This is a genomic window from Flavobacterium potami, assembly GCF_020026915.1.
GTDB lineage: Bacteria > Bacteroidota > Bacteroidia > Flavobacteriales > Flavobacteriaceae > Flavobacterium > Flavobacterium potami.
On the sequence record NZ_JAINUY010000007.1, the window covers coordinates 251702 to 275826 of the forward strand.

The 24125-nt window shown below is 33.1% G+C and carries 20 protein-coding genes and 2 tRNA genes; 9 read left to right on the forward strand and 13 right to left on the reverse strand.

Features of this window, described 5'->3' with window-relative positions:
* Window positions 1-79: 79 nt before the first annotated feature.
* Window positions 80-628 carry a DUF4494 domain-containing protein gene (locus K6T82_RS19950; RefSeq protein WP_223709897.1) on the reverse strand — a complete coding sequence of 183 codons (549 nt, stop codon included), beginning with the start codon at window positions 626-628 and terminating at the stop codon, window positions 80-82.
* A gap of 418 nt (window positions 629-1046) precedes the next feature.
* Here K6T82_RS19950 and K6T82_RS19955 point away from each other — a divergent pair, with 418 nt between their 5' ends.
* Entirely contained in the window at window positions 1047-1292 is a 246-nt protein-coding gene (locus tag K6T82_RS19955; RefSeq protein ID WP_223709899.1) for a hypothetical protein, read from the forward strand.
* Window positions 1293-1535: 243 nt separating this feature from the next.
* On the opposite strand, the gene K6T82_RS19960 is transcribed toward K6T82_RS19955, so the two are convergent.
* Window positions 1536-1667, reverse strand: a complete 132-nt coding sequence (locus K6T82_RS19960) for a helix-turn-helix transcriptional regulator (RefSeq protein WP_420828330.1) — start codon at window positions 1665-1667, stop codon at window positions 1536-1538.
* 189 nt (window positions 1668-1856) lie between these two features.
* Between K6T82_RS19960 and K6T82_RS19965 the strand changes: the two genes are divergently transcribed.
* Window positions 1857-3329, forward strand: a complete 1473-nt coding sequence (locus tag K6T82_RS19965; RefSeq protein ID WP_223709902.1) for a glycoside hydrolase family 130 protein — start codon at window positions 1857-1859, stop codon at window positions 3327-3329.
* A 2-nt stretch (window positions 3330-3331) separates the two neighbouring features.
* Here the strand turns inward: K6T82_RS19965 and K6T82_RS19970 are convergent, their stop codons facing one another.
* Window positions 3332-4108 (reverse strand): TIGR03915 family putative DNA repair protein, encoded by a 777-nt coding sequence (locus tag K6T82_RS19970; protein WP_223709905.1) that lies wholly within the window; start codon window positions 4106-4108, stop codon window positions 3332-3334.
* Complete coding sequence (locus tag K6T82_RS19975; protein WP_223709907.1) at window positions 4108-5373, reverse strand: putative DNA modification/repair radical SAM protein; 1266 nt, start codon at window positions 5371-5373, stop codon at window positions 4108-4110. The genes K6T82_RS19970 and K6T82_RS19975 overlap by 1 nt, the downstream gene beginning before the upstream one ends.
* A 294-nt stretch (window positions 5374-5667) precedes the next feature.
* Between K6T82_RS19975 and K6T82_RS19980 the strand changes: the two genes are divergently transcribed.
* Window positions 5668-5913, forward strand: coding sequence for a hypothetical protein (locus K6T82_RS19980; protein WP_223709908.1), 246 nt, complete (start codon window positions 5668-5670; stop codon window positions 5911-5913).
* Here K6T82_RS19980 and K6T82_RS19985 read toward each other — a convergent pair.
* Complete coding sequence (locus K6T82_RS19985; RefSeq protein WP_223709910.1) at window positions 5910-6668, reverse strand: alpha/beta fold hydrolase; 759 nt, start codon at window positions 6666-6668, stop codon at window positions 5910-5912. The two genes, K6T82_RS19980 and K6T82_RS19985, sit on opposite strands and share 4 nt — an antisense overlap.
* Entirely contained in the window at window positions 6662-7564 is a 903-nt protein-coding gene (locus tag K6T82_RS19990) for an EamA family transporter (protein WP_223709912.1), read from the reverse strand. Before K6T82_RS19990 ends, K6T82_RS19985 begins: the two co-directional genes overlap by 7 nt.
* A gap of 161 nt (window positions 7565-7725) precedes the next feature.
* On the opposite strand from K6T82_RS19990, the gene K6T82_RS19995 reads away from it, so the two are divergent.
* Window positions 7726-8184 carry an Lrp/AsnC family transcriptional regulator gene (locus K6T82_RS19995; protein WP_223709914.1) on the forward strand — a complete coding sequence of 153 codons (459 nt, stop codon included), beginning with the start codon at window positions 7726-7728 and terminating at the stop codon, window positions 8182-8184.
* A gap of 56 nt (window positions 8185-8240) precedes the next feature.
* Here K6T82_RS19995 and K6T82_RS20000 read toward each other — a convergent pair whose 3' ends face one another.
* From K6T82_RS20000 to K6T82_RS20010, 3 genes are all read right to left on the reverse strand, one after another.
* Window positions 8241-9440, reverse strand: a complete 1200-nt coding sequence (locus K6T82_RS20000; RefSeq protein ID WP_223709916.1) for an outer membrane protein assembly factor BamB family protein — start codon at window positions 9438-9440, stop codon at window positions 8241-8243.
* 112 nt (window positions 9441-9552) lie between these two features.
* Window positions 9553-9624: transfer RNA gene (locus K6T82_RS20005), tRNA-Glu, on the reverse strand.
* Between the two features lie 275 nt (window positions 9625-9899).
* Window positions 9900-11396 (reverse strand): hypothetical protein, encoded by a 1497-nt coding sequence (locus tag K6T82_RS20010; protein WP_223709918.1) that lies wholly within the window; start codon window positions 11394-11396, stop codon window positions 9900-9902.
* A 127-nt stretch (window positions 11397-11523) separates the two neighbouring features.
* Here K6T82_RS20010 and yiaA point away from each other — a divergent pair, with 127 nt between their 5' ends.
* Window positions 11524-11997 (forward strand): inner membrane protein YiaA, encoded by a 474-nt coding sequence (yiaA, locus tag K6T82_RS20015; protein WP_223709921.1) that lies wholly within the window; start codon window positions 11524-11526, stop codon window positions 11995-11997.
* 106 nt (window positions 11998-12103) lie between these two features.
* Here the strand turns inward: yiaA and K6T82_RS20020 are convergent, their stop codons facing one another.
* Entirely contained in the window at window positions 12104-12643 is a 540-nt protein-coding gene (locus K6T82_RS20020) for a porin family protein (RefSeq protein ID WP_223709923.1), read from the reverse strand.
* A 111-nt stretch (window positions 12644-12754) separates the two neighbouring features.
* Entirely contained in the window at window positions 12755-13888 is a 1134-nt protein-coding gene (locus tag K6T82_RS24630; protein ID WP_223709925.1) for a helix-turn-helix domain-containing protein, read from the reverse strand.
* Between the two features lie 400 nt (window positions 13889-14288).
* Between K6T82_RS24630 and K6T82_RS20030 the strand changes: the two genes are divergently transcribed.
* Window positions 14289-15434, forward strand: a complete 1146-nt coding sequence (locus K6T82_RS20030; RefSeq protein WP_223709927.1) for a helix-turn-helix domain-containing protein — start codon at window positions 14289-14291, stop codon at window positions 15432-15434.
* A 30-nt stretch (window positions 15435-15464) separates the two neighbouring features.
* On the opposite strand, the gene K6T82_RS20035 is transcribed toward K6T82_RS20030, so the two are convergent.
* The gene (locus K6T82_RS20035; RefSeq protein ID WP_223709929.1) at window positions 15465-20333 is read right to left on the reverse strand and encodes a RecQ family ATP-dependent DNA helicase; all 4869 of its coding nucleotides are present in this window, start codon (window positions 20331-20333) and stop codon (window positions 15465-15467) included.
* 424 nt (window positions 20334-20757) lie between these two features.
* Here K6T82_RS20035 and K6T82_RS20040 point away from each other — a divergent pair, with 424 nt between their 5' ends.
* Window positions 20758-21303 carry a hypothetical protein gene (locus K6T82_RS20040; protein WP_223709930.1) on the forward strand — a complete coding sequence of 182 codons (546 nt, stop codon included), beginning with the start codon at window positions 20758-20760 and terminating at the stop codon, window positions 21301-21303.
* Window positions 21304-21477: 174 nt separating this feature from the next.
* On the opposite strand, the gene K6T82_RS20045 is transcribed toward K6T82_RS20040, so the two are convergent.
* Window positions 21478-21550, reverse strand: a tRNA-Met gene (locus tag K6T82_RS20045).
* Window positions 21551-21665: 115 nt separating this feature from the next.
* Here K6T82_RS20045 and era point away from each other — a divergent pair.
* A complete protein-coding gene (gene era, locus K6T82_RS20050; protein ID WP_223709932.1) occupies window positions 21666-22547 on the forward strand; it encodes a GTPase Era in 882 nt (293 codons plus the stop codon).
* A gap of 215 nt (window positions 22548-22762) precedes the next feature.
* Window positions 22763-24076: a ribosome biogenesis GTPase Der gene (gene der, locus K6T82_RS20055; protein WP_223709934.1), complete on the forward strand. Its 1314-nt coding sequence runs from the start codon at window positions 22763-22765 to the stop codon at window positions 24074-24076.
* Window positions 24077-24125: the final 49 nt, after the last annotated feature.

The window sequence follows — 24125 nt, forward strand, 5'->3', positions numbered from 1 at the left end:
ATTTTGATTTGAAAAACGAGAAGCGCAATCTATGGAAATAAAAAAGCTCCAGATTTCTCTGAAGCTTTTCTGAAATTTTTTATTCCTCTGTTGCAGTTTCAAATTCCATGTGATCGACAATTTCTTCATCTGGTCTTTCTGGTTTTGAGGCTTTTAAAGCATTAAATCTTTCTAACATTTCTGTTTCGCCTTCTTCGCCACTGAAATAAGGGAAAACATCCATAATTGGTGATTCTGAAATCGCAGGGATTGAATATTCTCCCATTGTATTTTTCATTATATGAATGGTATTGTCAAAAGCTTCGCGAACGTCATTTGCCTGAACCAACATATACATACTTGTTTTGCGTTCTTTACCACTTTCTTCATCGTAAGCAATTAAAGAAACTTTAGATTTAAACCATCTGTCTGCATTTTCAAACGGATGAATTTCAGCATAATTGGCTACTTTAATATTCGTGATTTTAAATTCTTCACTAATATAAGCCGCCATTTCTTCATTAATTCTTTTTTCGGCTTCTGTGTAAGACAAAGCATCAACCAAATAGGGTTCTGTCAATACTTTTTGTCCACCAGTTTCATCAGTTTTTCTATATTTTACTTTGCATTCGTACCAAACTACGCTCATCTCTTTTAAATTTTAAGGATGCCAAAGATATATTTTACAGGAAAATAAATAGTTAAATCTCGAAATAGATATTCACAATTTTTATTGATTTTGGGTAATGTTTTGAGGTTGTGAAAGTTGTGTTTTTGTGTTTGAAAGGTTTTGTAATCGCATTCATTCTTTTTGGTTTCTAAAAAAAAATAAAAATTTTTCAGCACGATTTTTGGGTTTAAATATTTGTAATTCAGTGTTTTATTTTTGTCGGGTTTAGATTTTATAAAAAAAATGAATTTTACTCAAACCAAATCATCGATTTGAACGTAAGTGGGAAAATACAATGGTTGGGAATGAGGTAAATTCGAAATAAATGTAGTTTTTGGAAGAACTGAATCTTACCGCATTCCTGGCTATTGTTTTTTATAATTTTTAAGCAGCATAAATGACAGGAAAATTAAACGTTCAAAAATTAAAAGAAACTTTAAAATATTTGGAAAGCAAACATCGCGAATTGAAAAGAGAAGATCAAAATGACACTCGAAGTCTTGAATCGATGATAAAATATTTGAAAAAAGACATGGTTGATCAATATAATTTGGCTGATCATCATGATGAAATAAAAAAAGAAATCAAAAATACTGATGCGTTTATAGAGAATGTCAAAAGTATAATTGAGATCAATTCCTAATATCATTATAGTTGAATTTTACTTTTATTCGAGCTTAAATTTTTCGTTTTTACAATCCAGGATTAGTTTATGATGCAGGAAAAGTTTGTTTCCAATCATGCCCTGCATTCCTGAGCGCTTCATTAAGAATTTTTGCAAATCCGACGTGCCTTCTATATACGTGACTTCCGAGAGATTTAATGCTGAATTTCCGAAGTATATTTTCTTTTTCGCGAAAGCGGTGAAAACCGACAATGTGTTTCCCTACAAATTTCCTTTTAGAATATTTCCAACTTCAATTCGTTGAATCGTTCTCAATGAAAGTCCAGATTTTTCGGCAAGTTCATTTTGAGTCATGTTTTTTTCTTCCCTCAAAATTTTAACTTTATTCTTCATCACTTTTGTATGTTGTTGGAAAACGAAATTATAAAAAGTTTTAATCAATTTGAGGTATTAAAAAGTGTTTGTTTTGAAGGCAAAATCAAAGTTTTAATAAAAAATTAAGTTTTTTTCTTTAACAAAAATTACTAACTTGTTGTAGAATAAATGATTCACTTAATATTATTTTCAAAAAAAAATACCACTATGCGAGTATCAGTAGTTCGAAAAAGTATAAAATTTACACCAGATTCAAGACGAGTTGTTGCCAGATATTTTATGAACGGCATCGAACGAACCCAACAGATGGTACTTCGGATTATGACACTCGAAGAAAAAGAAGTACTACAGACTTTAGAACAAACGCTTCGTGAATTTGCAAGACGTCATCGAAATATTTCGGCTGTTTTTTTCAGACATTGCGAAAGAATCAGACCTATCATAGAAGAAATGCAGATTGATTTTGATGCCATGTCTCTAGATCGTAAAATGCTTATTGGTTCTTATTGTACAATGGAATATGCGATAGAATCTGCAGCAATTTTTAATCCGTCGATTGTAGAAGACTTCGATCAGACCGGTTTAGAAGCGGGAGAAAAACGTGTTGTAATTTCTTTTCGTGCCACCGGGGAAGGGCATATTTCTTCTATTGTTTTTAGAAGAGGAATTTTAGATCGGGATAATAATCTTCAGATTATGAAAATCGGTAATCATATTGATAAAGCCGAAATCGAGCATAAAACATTATTCAATAAAGAGCGTTTTTTAACCAAATTGTCAGAAATGCATACAACGGATAAGTATATTGTCCAGATAATGCAGGATTTGCCAGAAGAATTTGAATTTGCGATCTTAACAAATATGTTGACTACAGCTTTGAAAGATCCGCTAATTCGTGAGGAAAGAAAAACGGCTTTGCAGGAAATATTGTGGTTGGCAAATTCATTTTATGATTTACAATTTAAACATGATTCGGATATTACAGAACGTGTTATTTTTCCAATTTCCGATTCTGAAAGTCGCGGTATAGAAGACGCACGTTTTGTTCGTTTTGTTGATGATGATAATTCTGTTCGTGTTATGGCGACCTATACAGCTTATAACGGACATACCATTTTACCTAAACTAATTTCTACTGAAGATTTTTATAGTTTTAGAGTAATGCCGCTTCATGGAGAGGGCGCTCAAAACAAAAACTTAGCTTTATTTCCTCGAAAAATAAAAGGCAAATATGCCATGTTGGCGAGAATTGATGGTGTGAATAATTATATTATGTATTCGGATAGAGCGACGCAATGGAACACGCCAATTCTTTTGCAACAACCTCGTTTTACTTGGGAATTAACCCAAATTGGAAATTGTGGTTCTCCGCTTTGGACCGAAGAAGGTTGGCTTGTTATAACACATGGTGTCGGTACAATGCGACGTTATTGTATCGGAGCTTCCTTATTTGATTTGGATGATCCATCTAAAGAAATCGGAAGGCTTGCAGAGCCATTGCTTTCTCCATTAGAAGATGAACGCGAAGGATATGTTCCAAACGTTGTTTATTCTTGCGGGGCAATTATTCATAACAATAGCTTGATTTTACCCTATGCCGTTTCAGATTATTCTTCAACTTATGGAGTTGTAGATATGGTTGAATTATTAGATGCCTTAAAAAAAAGCTATAAGAAATAGTATTATTTTTTAATGTCAGGGATTTTTTCAATCAGGTTTTTCCAATAGCGTTTCGGCATATGCTGCACATGAAGTTTGGTGTTTTTTCTGGATTCGATATTGACATTCTTAAAATAATTACGCCATAAACTTTGAAAAAACTCTTCGTCTTCGTCTGAGATTTCGGCCAGAAATTTTGAAGACGAAGGATTTGCATCGAAAGTTAATTCGACTGTAGAAACACTTTTGAGATCATAATAAATGCCGTATTTGCGTTTGGTGTCGTAAATAAGCCAACGCTGATCGGCATAACGATTCTTGAAATGTTTTTCAATAAGTGGTAAAACATTACAATCTGGTTCGACAATGGCATAATACAATTGGTCTTTGGTTAGTTTAAAACGAACAAAAGCTTTCATTCTGTGACTTTCTTTTCCTGTTAAATGTGCTGCTTTCTGAATATTTAAAACATCGTTATTGCTTAAATCTCCTTCAATATTTGTTGAGCTCGAAAAAACATACGAAGCAAATCGAAATAAACTTTCTTCGATCTGTGGTAATTCAGAGAAAAAAGCGTGATTCATATTGGTAATCCCATTTATGGAAAGACGTTGTTTGAGTCCTTTCAAGACCCGATTGGCTTTTGTATGGTCTGTTTCTGTGATATGTGTTTTTGAAAAAAGAAGCGCATTTGAAGCTTCGTCTTTCGCAAAAACAACATCTTGGAGTTTGTACTCGTAGATTTCAAAAACAGCTGTAAGCCAGCCTTCAAAAGTTCCGTCGTAAATTAGTAATGTCATTATTGAAATAAAGAAAGCTGGTTCGAGAAATTGTTTTTGTATTTACTGTTTTGGATGTTTAGAATCTGTTCTTTAATTTGAATAGAAGTTAAATCTTTCTGTAAATAAAAAGGCGAAGAAAAAGCCATAAAAAACTTCGAGCGATTGTAAGCAATTCCTAGTTTTTTCAAATCATCAGGTTGCAATCTTTTAAATTTTCGGGCGGCAACTATTTTCTTGGCATTCAAAGCGCCGATACCTGGAATACGAAGAATCAATTCTAAATCAGCCGTATTGATGTCTACTGGAAATTGATGTAAATTTCGCAAAGCCCATCCTAACTTTGGGTCAATATCAAGATCCAGATTCGGCTGGTCGAAACCGACAATTTCATTTACATTAAAACCATAAAAACGAATCAGCCAATCGGCCTGATACAAACGATTTTCCCGAATCATCGGAACAGGAGTGCCAATTGCAGGAAGTCTATTGTCATAACTTATAGGGACATAACCCGAATAATAAACACGTTTCATGTTCATTTGCTCATAAAAGTAATTTGCCATTCCGAGAATTTCCATGTCGTTTTCCTGTGTAGCGCCAATCACCATTTGCGTACTTTGTCCCGCTGGTGCGAAAAGTGGTGCTTTGAAGTTTGACTTTTTTTCTTCTTTGTAGCCCACAATTTCATTTTTCAGATATTCCATTGGTTTAATTACATCAGCATGATTTTTGTCTGGCGCCAATAATTTTAGACTTTTTTCTGTTGGCATTTCTACGTTTACACTCAAACGATCGGCATACAATCCAGCTTCTTTTATCAGTTCGTCACTTGCGCCTGGAATTGCTTTCAAATGAATGTAGCCATTAAAGTTCTCTTCTAATCGTAGTTTCTTTGCAATGCGAACCAAGCGTTCCATTGTAAAATCTGGATTGTCAAAAATTCCGGAACTCAAAAATAAGCCTTCGATATAATTTCTTCTGTAAAAACCAATAGTAAGGTCTACAACTTCTTGTACAGTAAAGGCTGCGCGTTTTATGTCGTTGCTTTTTCGGCTTACGCAATAAGCACAATCAAAAATGCAATGATTGGTTAGGAGAATTTTAAGCAGAGAAACACAGCGTCCGTCTTCGGTGTAGGCATGACAAATTCCGTTTCCAGTATCGCCCAATCCGTTGTTTTTGTTCTTTCTTTTATTCTGTCCTGCAGATGACGAACAAGAAACATCATATTTGGCGGCATCTGCTAAAATTGCCAGTTTTTCCATCACTCTTTCATGTACCATTTTCCCTGTGTTTTTAGTTGTTTTTAGAAATAGAAATTTACTTCTCAAAACTACAATTTCGGCCAAACAAAGGGTTGAAAATGACTGTTCTAAATTGTATCAAATTTCATTAAAAGAAAAAAAGAGGACCTGAAATTTTAACTTTTAGAATTTTAAAAACAGGTATAAATACGGGGTATCGAATTTTTCAATAGTTATATATTGCGCCTCTAAAGAAAAATTGATTTATCCCCCCTAGAATTAATTTTGTCTTAATGGTATTAGCGAACATTATTTAACCGAAAAGCTAAAACGATGAAATTTTTAAAAGGACAAGATGTAACCTACATTGCATTGAGTGGGAGATCTTACACTGCCACGGTGATAGAAAGAAAAATGGATTTTAAAAAGGGGCTGATAATAAAATCTACTTCAAGTGAAAGAGATTTTCATTATTTGATCGAAATTCAGAAAAATGGTATAAAAGAAAATATTCTTTGTGCCGAAAATCAACTTAGAATTTTAGAGTGTAAAAAAAGAATGGCAAAAAAAGCAGCTTAGAAATTGGCTGTAAATGCTTTAATTTTTTCTATTACAGAATCCGATGCTTCCTTATGTGGTGTATGGCCAGTATTTGGAATAATTTGTTTTTCCGATTTGCCTTTTACTAATTCAATAGTTCTTTCTACTTGATGTAAAGTTCCATATTCGTCGTTTTCGCCCTGAATGAAAAGTAACGGACATTTAATTTCAGGAAGTAAATGTTCGATATTCCAATTTCTGAAATCATCTCGAAGCCAGGTTTCTGCCCATGCTTTAAATATGGTTTCGGTTTTATCACCATGATATTTCTGAAGCTTTATTGATAAATTGGTGTTTTGATAAGCATGAACAGCTTCGTGAATTCCTTTTAGTGTTATTTCTTCAACAAAAATATGACCGGCTTCACAAATCACTCCTTTTACACGATTTTGATATTTTGCGGCAGCAATCAAAGCGATCGAACCGCCGTCACTATGACCAAATAAAATTGCATCCTGAATGTTGAGGTTTTCTAATATATGGTCTAAAACGACAGCTTCCAATTCTAAATAATTTACTGGTCTGTTAGAGGTCGACATGGTGTCAGATTTGCCATAACCCAATCTATCATAAATTAAAATGTTGTATTGGCAGGCATCAGCAATTTTTTTAGGGAAATCTCTCCAGAGTTCAACACATCCTAAAGAGTCATGAAGAAATACGATCGTTGGGCGATTTTTAAACTCATTATGGTGTTCGGCGTAAAGATTTTTTCCGTTTATAGTAATTAACATACTGCTGTTTCTGTTTTAATTGCTTTCTCTTTTTTTGCTTTTGAAATATTCAGGTATACAATAGCGCCCAACATTACGGCAATTCCAATAAGTTGAACAAAAGTAACTTTTTCGCCTAAAATAATATGTGCGCAGAAAACAGCGGCAGGTAATTCTAGAGTTAATAAAACAGAACTTAATCCTGCTCCAATTTTAGGCATTCCGACTGTAAAACAAATAGGCGGAATCACAGTTCCGAAAACAGCTAAAAAAGTTCCCCACTGTAATAAGCCAAAATCAAGATGTGTACTTGTTGTAATGGCTTCGCAATTAATTAAAAAAATAATCATTGCAGATCCGCTGGTCATAAGGGCGCTTTTCTCGAACATAGGTGTTTCTTTGCCAATCTTGCTAGTGAAAACAATATAAAGTGTGTAAAGAAACGCCGATAATAAGCTCAATGCAATTCCTTTAAAAGAAATACTGGCACTGTTTAAATCTAAAAGATCTCCCGCCAGAAAAGTTCCGAGTATGATAAATAGGGCAGAGACAATTTCGATTGCGCTTGGTTTTTTTCTGAAAAAAATCCAATCGACTAAAATACTTAGCCAAGTAATCTGCATAAGTAAAACAATCGCCAAAGAGGCTGGTATGTAGGCAACAGATAGGTAATAAGTGTAAGCTGAAGATCCCATTGTGGTTCCTGCCAAAAGTAATTTCCAGTTTAATTGCAGTTTTGTGCCGTTTTTAAGTTTTCTAAAAATGACAATTGACCATAAAATTAAGGTTCCTGTTAAGGCTTGTGTTAAGGTGATTTCCGCTGGAGAATATCCTTCGGTGTAGGCAATTTTAGCAAATGAAGATAACATTCCGAAACTAAGTGCGCCTAGGGCAACGATGATGATGTATTTGTTCATTTTGAATTCTTAAAATATGTTTTGTGCAATCAAAAGTATTAAATATGGAATAATGAACGTTATTTTAGATTTTAATATGTATTTAATCCCTTTTATTTGTTTGTTTTGTGTTTTTTGTTCTAAAATTATTTAAATTTAATGCTTTAAAAGGAAAAAATCCGATGCAAGAATTAAGCAAACAAGAAATTGAGTTACTTCGAATCCTTCAACTAAATGCAAGATTTGATATTACGGACTTAACCGAAAGGTTAAATATGTCGAGAACTTCGGTTTATGATCGAATTAAAAAATTAGAAAATGAAGGCTACATAAAAGATTATGTTGCGATAATCGATCCTAAAAAAGTAGGATTGAATTTTACTGTTATAATTAATGTCTCTTTAAACAGTCAGCGTTTAGAACTTGTAGAAGAATTTTCACGACAAGTTGCAGCACTCGATGAGGTTGTAGAAGGATATGTAACAGGCGGAATCTTCGATTATGTTTTGAAAGTTGTGGTAAAAGATCCGGAGGCTTTTAATGACTTTATTAGAAAATTATCTGATATTCCGAATATTAGTAAAGTACAAAGTTCTTTTGTCATGAGTTATATCAAACAATCGACAAAATTACATTTTTAGGAATTTTGTTTCTTGGAAAAAAAAAGCCTTTTTCAATTGAAAAAGGCTTTTTGGAGTTATCGAATTATTTTTAGATAAGCGCTATAAGGGTTATCGGTAATAGACGTTCGCATATAATATACATTTTCGTCTTTTTCAGTTAAATCGAATTGAATCAGACCAGCGTCGCAATAGTAATACAATAAATTGTCGTCCTTAGGAAATTCAATGTTTGAAATAGGTAACGTTGTTAATTTTACTTCAAATGCAGTTTCACCATTTGTCAAATCCAGTTCGAAAAGTTTCTTTTTACGGGTATATCCCCAAATGTTTTCATTTTCTTTTACGATATATTCCACATTATCGTCTTTAAAATCAGTTTTCCAAAGCTGTGTTCCGCTCTGTGAATCAACGGCATAAATAGTAGAAACCTGAGGTCCTTGTGCCGCAAAATATATTTTTTTGTCTTTGCAGATTATTCGGTCCTTAACGTTGTTCTGGTTTTCGTCAAACTTAAATTCCCATACAATATCAAGATTGTTCGGATTTAAAGCAAAAAGCACATTTTTTTCGTTTGCGATAAATATGTTTTGACCATCTGTTACAGGACTTCCGGTCATTGGTAGCTCAAAAGTTTTTTGACTTAGAATTTTTCCTGTGTTTGCTTCAAAAACGTAAACATTGCTTGCGCTTTCAATGAAAATTTTATTGTCAAAAACGAATGGTGTAATATCATTATTGGTGCTGTCTAATTTGTAGTTCCATGCCAAACTCCCGTCTTTTAAATCAAGAGCGTAAAGATTGCTGCTCTGATCCTGATTTTGAGCAGTAATAAACAATTTTCCATTGCTCACAATTGGGGTTTGATCTTTTAAAACAATTTGATCTGTAATATTTCCTAATCTTGATTTCCAAAAAACAGCTCCGTTTTGATTGTCGATGGCAAAGATTTCACCATTAATAAAAGGAACATATACAATTCCGTCATGAAGTGCTACCTTATTGGCGCACATTTCAGTATGGGCATCGGTCGCTTTTACAGTCCAAACGATGGTTTCTAAGTCTAAATCCCATGAAAAAAGTGATCCGTCGTAATCATAAATTAATATTGATCCTTCGTCTAACGGAATTTTTTTAAGAGGTTTTACAGCTTTATTAGTGACCGTCTCGTTTGCAGTTAGCGTTTTGTTCGAATAATTGGTTTTGCCAGCTGGCGCTTGACCAAATATATTTGTAACAGCAAATACAAATAAAAGCGTTGTAAGTTTTTGTTTCATTTTAAGATTTGGTTTCAGTATTATTTTATAAAATAATTATTCTCAATATTTAAGGCACGGTAAATATAAACAAAAAAAGCTCCAGATTTCTCTGAAGCTTTGTCTTTGGAAGTAGTCCGTGGGGGAATCGAACCCCCCTTACCAGGATGAAAACCTGGCGTCCTAACCGATAGACGAACGGACCTGCTTTTGTAATGCGGGTGCAAAACAAGGGAATTATTTTTAAAATAACAAACAAATTGGAAAACTTTTTCTGTTCGATTTTTAAAAATGTGATTGTTTGTAAATCGTCAAACGCAATTTGTTTTACCTAATGAAAATGTATTTCTTTGATTGATAATTTGTTGTTTGTTACTTAGGAATTAAAAGGCCATCTTTTTTTTGATTGTATTAAAAATGAAAAAAAAACACGAATTTTTTATTTTAAAGGAATATTCTTATGTTTTAAATCTCATGTTTTTAAGAGGCTGTAAAAAGCAAAGTGGTTTCGTAGATTGTTTTTCGTCTTACTTTTGCAATCAACCAAGATAAAAAACTCATAATTAAAATATCTTTTGGACCATTTTGTGCTGCAAGGATAAAATCTTCAGTTGTCTTCTGAAATTTTTCGGTTTGTATAATTTCGGGTTTCATTACATATTGCTCGACTAACAAAAGGTAGTGTACAACACGGTCTTCATTGACCGTTAAAAGGTATTTTTTGTAACGACGTTTGAAACTTTTTATTCTAGATAATGCCAATTCTGGATTTTCTTGCTGGGTGTGAAGAAGAATTTCTACAAGGCATTTTTTTATCGTCCAGTCCATACCCATTTTTTTTTCGTACCAACTGTCAGTATGATTTAATTTTGCCATTTCTTTTGATGCATTTCGCCCAGTATTTTGCTGTATATAAAAAACAATAAGCATCAAGCGAAGGTCGTTGGTATCGTTAGGATCGGCTTTTTTAGTTGAAGAAAGTGCTTTTTCTGCAATCTGTATTGCTTTTTGAGACTGACCAAGATAGTTTTCATTGAAAGCCAATAACAGAAAATACCGTAGGCAGAAACGATTGTAGTATTTGCCGGATTGTTTTTGAAGTTCTGTAGACATCAAATCGAGATACAGCAATGAATCGGTAAACTGACCGTTACGGAAATAAAAATTAGCTATAAAGTACAAAATGTATATATGATAGTACAAATGGCGATCAATCAAATCGGTTCTTTTGCTAATAAATCGGTAGCTTTTAAGAACAAAAGGTTGTATGAGTGAGAAGTTGTTGTTTATGGAAGCGTATTCATTTGCAATAAATAGTATCTGATAAAGCGATTTAAAAGTTAATCCTGATTTTAATGATATTCCGTGTGTTTCAATAGTGTTTTTTATGATAGATTGAAAATCCACTATTCGGCCTTCATGATGAATGGCGGCAAGTTCACGGCGTAAAACGGCATAACCTAAATTAAGCTGTTCTTCATATTCAAGTTGTTTTTTATTCGCTTTAAACTTTTTTATTAATTTTTCGATCGGTTCCGATAGGTTGAAATGTGCAAATTGTATTTGAGTCAGGTAAATTTCATTTAGAAGGCTAAAATGTTCAATGTTTAGTGCAATTTCCTCAGCCTTTGCCAGACATTTGAAAGCTGTTTTTGTTAATTGATGTTCAAAAAATAAACGACTGACCACAATAAGACGAAGAATTGCATTTTCTTGAGAAGTGTCGTTTTCAAAACTTCGGTTGGCCATGAAATCAATCATACTATCATAAAGCCTTTTTCTTAGCGCATGATAAGCATCGACACTTTTTTTATCTTTCAGATTATTTTTTTTAGTATTTAAATCGTCAGTTTTTAAAGAATTGAATAGTTCTAGATTGCCTACGTCTTTTCGTTTGTTTTTTTTGGATAAATAATGTATGAATGCTTTTTTATCAGTATCATTCATCATATTTGATATTTCTTGAAGTGCATTCATAAACATGATTTTTATTTATGTAAAAATAATAAAATGAATTTTTATATCATCAGTTTTATTAATAAATTGACTTTCACAACTTCTAATTCATTCTGATATTTGCTTCATAATTATAAAACATAAAATTATGGAACCGCTAAAATCAAATGAATCAAACAACAATTCAGAATCAAAAAATGCAAGATTTAATAACGGAGGGAGTCCTCTAAAACCAAGTGCCGCTTTCGTAGGCGCATCTTGGATGACATTAATTATTGGTATGACCGCATATTGTATAGGTCTTTACAATTCGGCAATGGCTTACAACGAAAAAGGTTATTATTTTACCATTCTATTATTTGGACTTTTCTCTGTAATATCGGTGCAGAAGAGTGTAAGAGACAGGCTAGAAGGTATACCTGTAACCGATTTGTATTACAGTATCAGCTGGTTTAGTACCATCGCTTCGATTGTATTATTAATAATCGGTCTTTGGAACGCCGATTTACTACTCAGCGAAAAAGGATTCTTCGGAATGTCGTTTGTATTAGGACTGTTTTCAGCCCTTGCTGTACAAAAAAATACAAGAGACCTTAAGCAATTCGAATCGACTACGATATAGTTTTTAGCGGGCCTCATTACTGTCACATCACTGTGCAGTTTTGGGGTTTTCTAAACTTGAAATAAAAAAACACCACTTAATAGAGTGGTGTTTTTTTTAGATAGTACTACTTTATAAAGAAGTAACCAACAGATACTTGAAATGTTCCATTTCTAATATCGGTATCGGCCTTAGTTATTCCTAGATTATATCTTGCGCCAAAATTAAGTCCGTTTTTAAGTGTATAGCCTAAGCCAAAATTAGCGCCAAAATCAAAGGTGGTAAATGAATTTGTTACTTTCACTCCTTCATTTTTAGCAGAAAGTAAAAAGCCTATCTGCGGTCCAGCTTCAAGACTCAATCCTTTTGCTACATAATATTTTCCCATTAAAGGAATATTCAGGTAATTCATTTCAACTATATCATTGTTGAAGCTATATCCTTGACGAGAATACATGATTTCGGGTTGAAAAGAAAATTTTTCAGAAATTGGAATTTCCGATACAAGACCAATATGTTGTGATGTTACATAATCAATACTGCCGGAGTTGCCTCCGTTGACAGTCGAAAAGTTTAAACCTGCTTTGGCTCCAAATTTAATTTCTTGGGCATTAACATTCGCAAATCCTAAAACTGTAAAAACAGCTAACAATAAAATTTTTTTCATAAAAATTGATTTGAATTATTTGAAGCCAAAATTGATATAAGAAAAAATAAAAGAGGTTTCAAAAGCTTAAAAATGGACAAATCGGTACTTAAATGAATAAATCGGTACTTATTATTGTTGCTTTTTATACTCATTTGGAGTCTGACCTGTAACTTTTTTAAAGGCTTTATAAAAAGTTGTTTTAGAAGTAAACCCAGATTCTAATCCCATTGCTAGTAAATTATAGTTGTCGTATTCCAAATTCGAAATCATTTCCTTAACAGCTTCAACACGATATTGGTTGATGTAATGAGCAAAGTTGTCTCCTGTTACCGTGTTTATAATTTGCGAAAGATATCCTGCACTTATACCCAGTTTTTCGGCAACTTTTTCTCGGCTTAATGTACTGTCAGTGTAAATGTGTTCGTTTTTGCAAAGCGATTCTAGTTTTTGAAAATAAAGATTGTCTACGGTGATGAATTCTTTGTATTCTTCTGTTTTGCTTTCTTCTGCAATTGGCATATTGGTATATGAAATGGCCAAATCGTTATTTAGAAAATTATAGACAGCATCTTTGTTTTTAGCAAGCTTGTATTTGTAAATACCAACATAAGCAGTCCAATGAATTATAAAAGTTGCCGCTAAAGCCACTCCGCTCATGGTAAAAGAAATATCTGAGTGAAAAAACCAACCAGCCATATAAGTAATCAGCCAGACAAGTAGTACCAAATATAGCATAGTCAACAAGGCGATGATCCATTTTTTCTCTTTAGGATCTTTTAGATGCCTTATCATAAAATAAGAGTAAAAAGGTGGAAATAGAATGGTGATAAAGGCCAATGCAATATGAATAATCCTGAGGATATCGAGTAGGTACATGCCAGACTCCGGAATTTTATAAAATCCCGCTATTTTATCAAAATAAACTGTAACGTTAAGAATAGAGGCATAGGCAAACGGAATATAACACAAATAGGTTTTTTGTCTGTTTTTTACTTCATCGTCAATACGATTTATAATAAATAGAAATGTGAAAACAGGTAGTAGAAATATCCAATCAATATAGTCTATAAAACGTAATAAAGGATAGGATATAAAAACTCCTTCAAGTTCAAAAACATAATTTAATAAAATAATAGAAAGAGCAAATAGTAAGTAGGCAAGATATTTATTTGAAGTACTATTGAATATGGAAGACTTTATGATAATAAAGGCTAAAACTATTCCCTGAAAAACCGCAATATTTAAAAGTGTGGTGTAAATCACGTTTTTGGTATTAAGTTGTTTTTTAAGTTTTGTTTTTGGAATGTAATTCGAATGAAGTCATTTTTAAATCATGGCTAATTTCATACGAATTGAGTGGACGAATTTATAGTAATGCAAGTGATTTCCTTAACGGATTAAGAAATGATTAACTAAAATGTTAAAGTATTTATGATCGCTAAAGTGAGGAAAAACAAGATAAAAGTTAAAGAATTCGCATATGAGTTTTTATAAATGAGTTCGTATTAATTGTCTTTTTATTTGGTTTTAATTGTATTTCCTTTAACAGTAAATAAAATGAATTAAGTATAGTTTCGTCAAACAAAAATATAGGAAATAGACTAAAAACAATTTTGTACTGGTAGCGCTATGTGACAGTATATCTAAACAACGACGATATAGATTGATCTTTACCATTTTCTTTAACACAGCCATTTTTCAAGGATTAGTTCTTGGAGCAATTATCTTAAAATCACCACTGTTTAAGAGCAATGCCAATAAATATTTGGCTTATGCAATATTTGCACTTTCTATTCTTATTGCGAATCTCGTTTTTGAGATAATCGACATTTACAGCAGTATGCCTTTTCTGCGCTTTCTGGATGATGTAGAATGGGCATTTATCTTCCCGGTTTTCATCTTTATGTTTGTCATACATCAGGTGAATCATCCCATCAGAAATTCGAAAAAGATTCGATGGCTTTATGTACCGTTTTTATATTCTGCTTTTTCGAATATTTTTTATGATTGTGATGCTGTTGCCCATTTTTTTACAATTCCTGTTGCTCTTAAAAACTTTATAGAAACTCTAGGGAATTTTGATTTTTTTATTATTCTGCTCTTTATGCCTTTTATGGCTGTTTATACTTTCGGTTTTATTAAATTTTCAAAGGATAATCAAGAAAAAAAATGGATCACTTTTTTATGGTTTCTGGTTTATGCATTAATGCTGTCTTGGATTTCGGCCATTTTAATCTCGCTGTTTTTTCATTATGATGTTTCATACGTTATGAGAATTCTTGCTCTTTTTGCCACATTTTTAATTCATTGCACCGCCTATTATGGTGTGTTCAGATACCGATTGGCAGACAATAAGAAAGGAATAGAAGCGTTGCTGTACCAAGAAATTCCTTCAGATAACCTTGTGTCTGTTGAAGAGATAATTCTAAAAAAAAGCAATGATGCAAGTGCTTTGGATCTCTTTACAAAAGAAAACCCTTATTTTAAAAGACTGCAGGAGCTTTGTGAGGAACATGAAATTTACAGAGACAGCAGTCTAAATAGAGAAAAAGTGGCTGAACAATTAGGAATAAGTGCAGGATATGTTTCGCAGCTTGTTAATGCGATTACCGAAGATAACTTTGCGAATTACATCAATAATTATCGAGTGGAAGCGGTGAAAAAAATGATTCTCGATTCAGATTATGAAAACTATAGCTTATTAGCAATGGGCTTAGAATCTGGATTTACCTCAAAAACTACCTTTCACAATGCTTTCAAAAAATCGACAGGAATGACACCAAAAAGTTTCCGTAATAACAATAAATAAGTTTCGGTTTCTTTATTCTAGCTTGAAAAATCAACCCAGAAAAACAGTAGCTTTTGATTCAATAATTTCAAAATAGAGCTCCGGTAAAATTATTTTAATATCCTGTGAAGTTTCTTCCTTAAACCAATGCAATATGAAATTCACATTTACACTTCTGAGTTGATAGTTTTTTGATTTCATTATCTCAATTTTTTCAATGAATTGCTTTGAGAATTTCAAGACAGATTGTCCATTAGAATTTAAGCATTCATTTCCCTCAAGATATAGCGTATCTCCACATACAAGTTGAGAGATTAAAGACTGTCTGTTAATGAAATAATCTAACCAAATATCTTTGAAAGTGGCATGGATCGCAATTTTATCAGGTACAGAATGTATTTCTATATCAGTTATTTGTTCGAGATTTTCAGCGGTCAAATGATTGAGATAGTCTGCATTTAGATGAATGTTTAAATTGCTTTTTGCTCTGGTCATTGCTACATATAATTGACGTTTGGTTTCATCGGTATCAATGTTAAACTTCTCAAGGAGAAGAAATACATTGTCAAATTCTTTTCCTTTTGCTTTATGAATCGTTGATACAAAAATAGTTTCTCCATTTTCACTATAAAAATCCTCGAGTTTAGATTCTCGAATTAAAACTTCCAAATCAGATTTGTACTTTCTGGTAGGATTGGTAGCTTCAAAATCTTCAATGATGTTGAGACAGATTTCCAATTTATTACTACTACAAAAAGTATTATTGAGTTCTTTTTTTGCGTTATTCCAGACTTCATCACTAATTGTGTAAATATCAATTCCGCAATCTACTTTATTCAAAAAGAAGCGAACTTCTACAAGATTGCATAAATTAAAGCCATCATTAGATTGTATTAATTTTGCTTTTATGCCATTTTTCAAAAGCAATCCCGTAACTTTTACAGCCTCTTCGTTAGTTTTTGTAATTATGCAAGTAGTTCCAGAAAGGTCTGCATTTACAATATTTTTTACGAGAGGAGTAATAAGATTACAGTTTTGATAATTGACAACTTTGATTTTTCCATTATCGGTTTGGTTAGCAATAATGGGTGTTTCTTTTAGGCGATGTCGTATTTGCTTGACAAATTGGTTAGAAAATGTGACGAGATTACTTTTACTGCGATAATTTTCTACTAATTCGTATTTTATAGCTTTGTTTTCAAAAATAAACTGTTCTAGATATTTAGAACTAGCTCCTCTGAATTCATAAATATTTTGGTCGTCATCTCCTACGGCAATAACTCTCATTTCTTCATTCTGTTGCATTAATGCATTTACGAGTGCAAACTCATCTGCATTCATATCCTGTGCTTCATCAATCACCAACACGGTCTTAGTAATTTTATTCGCTTCAACATCTCCATTTTTGATTCTTTCAACCGTCAAGTTTAAAATATCTGTCGATTTTTCTAAAGAGCCAACTTTTCCCAAAAGATCAAAACAATAAGAATGGAATGTTTTAATTTCAATAAAGTTTGCGGCATTGCCAATCAGTTGTAATAAACGCTTTTTGAATTCTATAACCGCAGCTCTAGAAAATGTTAGCATCAATAATTGTTCGTGCTTAACATCTTCCATTAATAATAACGAAGCCAATTTATGTACTAAAACCTTTGTTTTGCCACTTCCAGGGCCGGCAGCAACAACTATGTGTTGTGTTTCGTTGTCTTTTATGATTTTTAATTGGGCCGGAGAAAGTTCTCCAAATAGTTGTCGGAATTTTCCAGGTGTAATATTTCTTCTAATTTCGTTTTGTCTGTCGCTGCCTTTAAAATATTTGTTTAAGAAGGAACTATAATTGAGCTGAAAATAATCTTCTACAAACTGAAGAGCGTTTTTGTAATCGTCAATCATTCTTTCGGCATATTCGCCTACAATATGGATTTGCTGGATTTTGCTTTCGTAAAACTGGTTAAGCTTTTGATAATCGTCTTTAGTGTATCGTTTTTTATTATCTTGTTCAGTTCGTTCGATGGTTAAAGCATTATAAACAATAAGAAAACCGCCTTCAATCTTTATTGCTTCGATTCGAGAAAGATAGAATAAGGTGTCTTCAATGTCGTAGAAAGTGATCTCTTTTTTGAAAAATTTGAGACTATTTTCATAAGCATATTTGAGTTCGTGTACAGAAAACTCGACCAAGATTTCATCTTTCACTGTCTCTGCCTTTGTCTGCGCTGTGATCATTTTGTTATAAAAATAGTCAACAATAAATGCGGCAAGCTCATGACGTATTTCAAGCTTATCTGCTAATTGTTTTTTGCTTTGAAGACAGAGTACAGCAATATGGTTCTTAAAATGATCTAAGTTTTTTCTTTTAATCCAGTTTTTAATAGACCAAAAGTTAATTATCGTTTTTAGTTTATTGGTGTTTACACCTTCGAGTCCATCTTTTTCAGCAAACTCGTTTAACTCTTTTAAATGAAAAACACTTTCTTCTTCTTTTAATACCGACAGTAAAAAGTTTTCAATTTTGCTGTATGAATCTACAATGGCAAGAGAGCGGTTTTTATTGTCGGAGCTCTTTATAAATGCAGTTAAATCTTTGGCGTCAGCCAAAATATTTTCTTCTCGCATCAAGCTTATAACACGAATGACTTCTTCTCTTGCAATGCCTAAATGATCACTAATATAGTCTACTCTTGATTCTGGAGTTTCGTTGTTGGTCTCTTTTCTGCTTTTACTGGAAAAGAGTTTTTTTATAATACGTACACCTTCTTCTTTTTGCTTTTCTTCAAATTTTGTAGAAGAGTTTATTTTTTCAATAGCTTCCTGAGCATTTTTAGATAAAATACTGTTGGCAAAAATTCTTGGCATATTCTGCCCACGTTTTAAATATCCCGCATCTTCTAAGGCTGCTATTGCTGTGGTTACACGTGTTTCTATTTCTGCTACACTATCGTCCCAACCCGCTTTTCTGGCAATTTCTAATGCAGAATTGGAAACTCTCGATCGGAATCTTGTAATTTCCTTTATTGCTTTCCATACCTGTTGTATTTCTTTTATGGATAATTTAGTCTGATTAAGTAAGATGAAGTGCTTGCTGAGGTCCTCCTCGTTAAACAATACAAAACAATCAGCTGAAATATTTTCGTCTCTTCCTGCGCGTCCTGCTTCTTGAACATAGTTTTCAAGTGAATCTGATATTTCAAAATGAACCACCAAGCCCACATCTTTCTTGTCTACACCCATGCCAAATGCAGAAGTAGCGACCATAATTTGTGTTTCACCATTTAAAAAGGCATTCTGGTTTTCAGTTTTTTCCTTTTTATCCATTTTGCCATGATAGGGTCTCGCATTAAAGCCGTCCTTTATCAATTGTTCGGCAAGTTTAAAAGCTTTCAGAGTTCTTGATACATAGATAATTGTGGGACAGTTTTTCTCTTCAATTAAATCCCTGACAGCTAGATATTTTTCATCTTCATTTTGCTTTTTAAAAACTTTGTATTGAAGGTTAGTTCTGGATGCTTTTGAAGTGAATATCTCAAGCTCCAGCGATAGTTTCTCGCGGAAGTAATCCCGAATATCTTCAATTACTTTTTGTTTGGCTGTTGCCGTAAAACAAGATACTGGTATGTCGTCTTCAAGATTTTTCTTTTCTTGAATTAATTTTATGAAATCGCCAATATACAGATAGTCGACCCTGAAGTCTTGTCCCCATGATGAAAAGCAATGCGCTTCATCAATAACAAAGCGAGCTGTTTTTCTGCCTAAAATGAGTTTTTCGATAGTTTTTGAACGTAATGATTCGGGCGAAATGTAAAGGATGGAAGCGGAGCCATCCTCAATCCTTTCGATAGATTTGGCTCTTTCAATTGGGTCTAATAATCCGTTGATTGTGACTGCTTCGGTTATTCCGTTCCTTTCAAGGTTATCAACCTGATCCTTCATTAACGATTGAAGAGGAGAAATTATAATCGGTAATCCTTTAGAGTTTTCTGCACTCATAAGTGCCGGAACCTGAAATGTAATTGATTTTCCGCCTCCAGTTGGAAAAACAGCTAGCACCGACTTATTGTTAACAGCTGCTTTGACAGCTTTCTCTTGGAGCGGTTCGCCACCATATGTTCGGTACGAGTCAAAACCAAAGAATTTTTTTAAACCTTTATGAATGTCTAGGGCAATATTGCAATAATTACAACCAGTCAAACAAGGTTTGCTTCGTAATAACAGCATGATACGCTCAACTTCGGGATAATTTTTTAGCACCCAAGGAGGGGTTATTGAATGAATCTTTTTATGGAGAATAAATGAATGTATCAAAGAAATGCAATACGCCAATTCAATCGGGTTTTCAGCTATTAGTTTGGTTAATTCTGATTGTTCGCAAATTTCGCCTTGAAACTTTAATCTGATCTCGGATTCTACATTTGAGCTTTTATTTTGATAATTGATAAACCGAAAAAAGGCTCCAAACTCTTTTGTACGATGTAAGAGCAGATAGAAAATTTCTTTTAGAGTTTCGTCAGTTTGCCAAAAAGTAGCAACTTCACTATTGAATAAATCTTGTGCTTTAATTGAATCGTTTAAAGGATTGTTTAGTTCTTCCGTCTGGAGTTTGTCATCTTTTACTAGCGAATGGTAAGGTTTTGTTGGGAATAATAATGGAGATAGGTGTAATGTGTCAATGATATTCTCGGGGTTAACGCCTGCATCATGAATGGTTTGGCCTATATATTTAATATCGTGATTTAAAATATTATGACCACAGATATATTCGCTGCCTTTTAGGAACTCTGTAAAATATCCTAAAGAAGCATCATGAAAATGATTGCCGTTTTCTTTAATTGCACCTATATCAAGGATTTTGCCTTTTACCGATTCTATTTCGGTATCTATAAAGGTAATTAACCGGTCATTATTTTGGTTGGCTGCCAGCATTAAACTTAATAAGATTAGGTTTTGGTTTTTCTAAAGGATTTATATATGCAAATGATTAAAGGCGAGGATGATAGTTAGCTAATTTAGTATTTAATTTCTAAATTGAAAACACTTTTGAAAAATAAGACTTTTTATGTTAAATAAAGCAGGCAAAATAGAATGTCGATGAAGGCTTATTGAATAAAAAAAGCTTCAAAGAAATCTGGAGTTTTTTTGTTTAATAGTGGGAAGTATCGAAATAGCTAGCTATTTTTTGAAGATTTTTATAAAACAACTTGAGTGGCAAGTAAATGTTTTTTAATTTACAGGATAATATCATAGTAGTAAATTATGACGGGAAAAGCTCAAAATTTACCCTTTAACGGGGAGGTCAAAGTGGTCGAAATTTTGAAAAGGAAGAAAATAAAGAACAAAATAAAAAATAATGAAACAAAAATTAAATAAAGAATTTTATACAACGATTGGATTTGTAGTGTTTATATTTGTATTGACATTTTTCTTTTTTAAAGAATATGTTCTCCAATCTTCTTCAACTATAGCAAGTCTTTTTTCAAGTATTATAAGCATACTTTTAAGTTTTAGCCTTACGTGGTTCTTAAAAAGTAAAGGCTTCTTTCAAAAGTTAATTGTTCTCCTGATTTATGTCGTTTTTATTACGGTTTTTGCTTACTCAAAAAAAAATATTTTAATAACGGATGGTGAGGCTTATATAAATTCTGTTTGTGGTAACTGGGTTGCAAAGGAAAATGGCTTAGTTCTTAATGTGAATATTAGTCGTAAGGAAATGAAAATGAACTTTTATCCTAATGATAAGCAATTGGTTTTTGAGTATGAAGTAAAAGGTAACGTAATTGATTTTTTTAATGATGATGATACGTCTAATTTTCAATGGAAAATTTTAAAACTAACAAGTGATTCATTAGTTGTACTTGAAAAAAGACAGGTTTTAAAATTTAAAAAGGAAAAATGAGGATGATTTATTTAATGTATCAGATGTGTTGGTATTTTATTATTCCACCTAACATTTTATAGATTTTAAAGGATTTATACCCGTTAACACAAATTTGCAATCTATGCCCGCAAAAGAGAATCAGAAAGGTAAAAACAAAGAAAGCTCCAGATTTCTCTGAAGCTTTTGTCTTAGTAGCGGGAACAGGACTCGAACCTGTGACCTTCGGGTTATGAGCCCGACGAGCTGCCTACTGCTCTATCCCGCGATGTTCGGGTGCAAAGATACGCCGATTTTTGAGAATTCCAATGAAAATTTAAAAAAATCTTTTATTTTTCGTATTCAGTTGATATGACTACCTTTGCAAATTAAATATTATGCAAATGTCACATAAAGCAGGTTTTGTAAACATCATCGGGAATCCAAATGTTGGAAAATCAACATTGATGAACGCTTTCGTTGGAGAGCGATTGTCGATCATTACATCAAAAGCACAAACTACACGTCATAGAATTTTAGGAATCGTAAACGGCGAAGATTTTCAATTGGTCTTGTCTGATACTCCTGGAATCATCAAGCCAGCGTATGAAATGCAGGAATCGATGATGAACTTCGTAAAATCGGCTTTTGAAGATGCTGATATTTTAGTTTATATGGTCGAAATAGGCGAGCAGGATCTTAAAGACGAAGATTTTTTTAAGAAAATCATTCATGCTAAGATTCCGGTTTTATTGCTTTTAAATAAAATTGATAATTCAAACCAAGAGCAATTGGAGCAGCAAGTTTCTTTCTGGAAAGAAAAAGTGCCAAATGCAGAGATTTTCCCAATTTCGGCTTTACAGAACTTTAACGTACCAGAAGTTTTCGGAAGAATTATCGAATTATTGCCAGAATCTCCAGCTTATTATCCAAAAGATCAACTAACAGACAAACCAGAGCGTTTCTTTGTAAACGAAACCATTCGTGAAAAAATCTTATTGAATTACAGTAAAGAAATTCCGTATGCGGTAGAAATCGTAACAGAAGAATTCCACGAAGATGAAAATATCATCAGAATTCGTTCGGTAATTATGGTGGAACGCGATACGCAAAAAGGAATCATCATCGGACATAAAGGTGCAGCTTTGAAAAAAGTAGGAACCGATGCCCGTGCCGATTTAGAGAAATTCTTCGGAAAACAAATTCACATTGAACTTTACGTAAAAGTGAACAAAAACTGGAGAAGCAACGCAAATATGCTGAAGAGATTCGGATATAATCAATAAAAAGAGTTTTCAGTCGCAGTTTACAGTCTCAGTCTGAAAACTGTGACTGTGACTAAAAAATATAAAAACTTAGGTACTTAGAAACTTAGTAGCTCAGCAACTTTTTTTAACTACCTTTGCAAAAAATTAAAACAAAGCATTTTGGATTACAAGCAATTAGGTTTTTAAGTAATTAAAAATCTAAAAGCTAAGTCTAAAATCTAAAATTAAAAAAAATGAATAATAACATTGTTGCGATAGTAGGAAGACCTAACGTGGGGAAATCGACCCTGTTTAATAGGCTGATACAAAGAAGAGAAGCTATTGTAGATTCAGTATCTGGGGTTACCCGTGATAGAAACTATGGTAAAAGCGAGTGGAACGGAAAAGAGTTTTCTGTCATTGATACAGGTGGATACGTTCGAGGGTCTGATGACGTTTTCGAAGGTGAAATCCGTAAACAGGTTGAACTTGCTATTGATGAAGCCGATGTTATTATTTTTGTGGTTGATGTTGAAGAAGGGATTACACCAATGGATGAAACCGTTGCAAAATTGCTTCGTAAAGTAACAAAACCAGTTTTATTGGCGGTAAATAAGGTTGATAATGCAATGCGTGAGAAAGATGCTGTAGAGTTTTACAATCTTGGTTTAGGGGATTATTTTACTTTCGCAAGTATTTCTGGAAGTGGAACTGGAGATTTATTGGATGCTTTGATTGAAGCTTTTCCAGTAAAACCAGAGCCAGTTACGCCAGAAGTTGTTTTGCCTCGTTTTGCTGTAGTTGGTCGTCCTAATGCTGGAAAATCAAGTTTTATCAATGCATTAATTGGACAGGATCGTTTTATGGTAACCGATATTGCGGGAACAACGCGTGATGCCATTGATACTAAATTTGACCGTTTTGGTTTCGAATTTAATTTGGTAGATACCGCAGGAATTCGTCGTAAAGCAAAAGTAAAAGAAGATTTAGAGTTTTATTCTGTAATGCGTTCTGTTCGTGCAATCGAACACGCAGATATCTGTATATTAGTTATCGATGGAACTCGCGGATTTGAAGGACAGGATCAGAGTATTTTCTGGTTGGCTGAGAAAAACCGTAAAGGTGTTGTGATTTTAGTAAACAAATGGGACTTGGTAGAAAAAGATACTATGTCTACACGCGATTACGAGGAGAAAATCAAAAAAGAATTGATGCCTTTTACAGATGTGCCAATTTTATTTGTTTCTGCTTTGACAAAACAACGTTTGTTAAAAGCATTAGAAGCTACTGTTCAGGTCTTCGAAAACAGAAAACAAAGAATTGCTACTTCAAAATTCAACGAATATATGTTGAAAGTAATCGAGGCTTATCCGCCACCAGCGACAAAAGGGAAATATGTAAAGATTAAATATTGTATGCAATTGCCAACTGCAACGCCGCAGTTTGTGTTTTTTGCTAATATGCCTCAATATGTAAAAGAACCTTACAAAAGGTATCTAGAAAATAAAATTAGAGAAAATTGGGATTTTGCAGGAGTTCCGATTGATATTTATATTAGAGAAAAATAAAAAAAAGTCCCCTATTTACGGGGACTTTTTTATGTGTGGTGTTTATGAA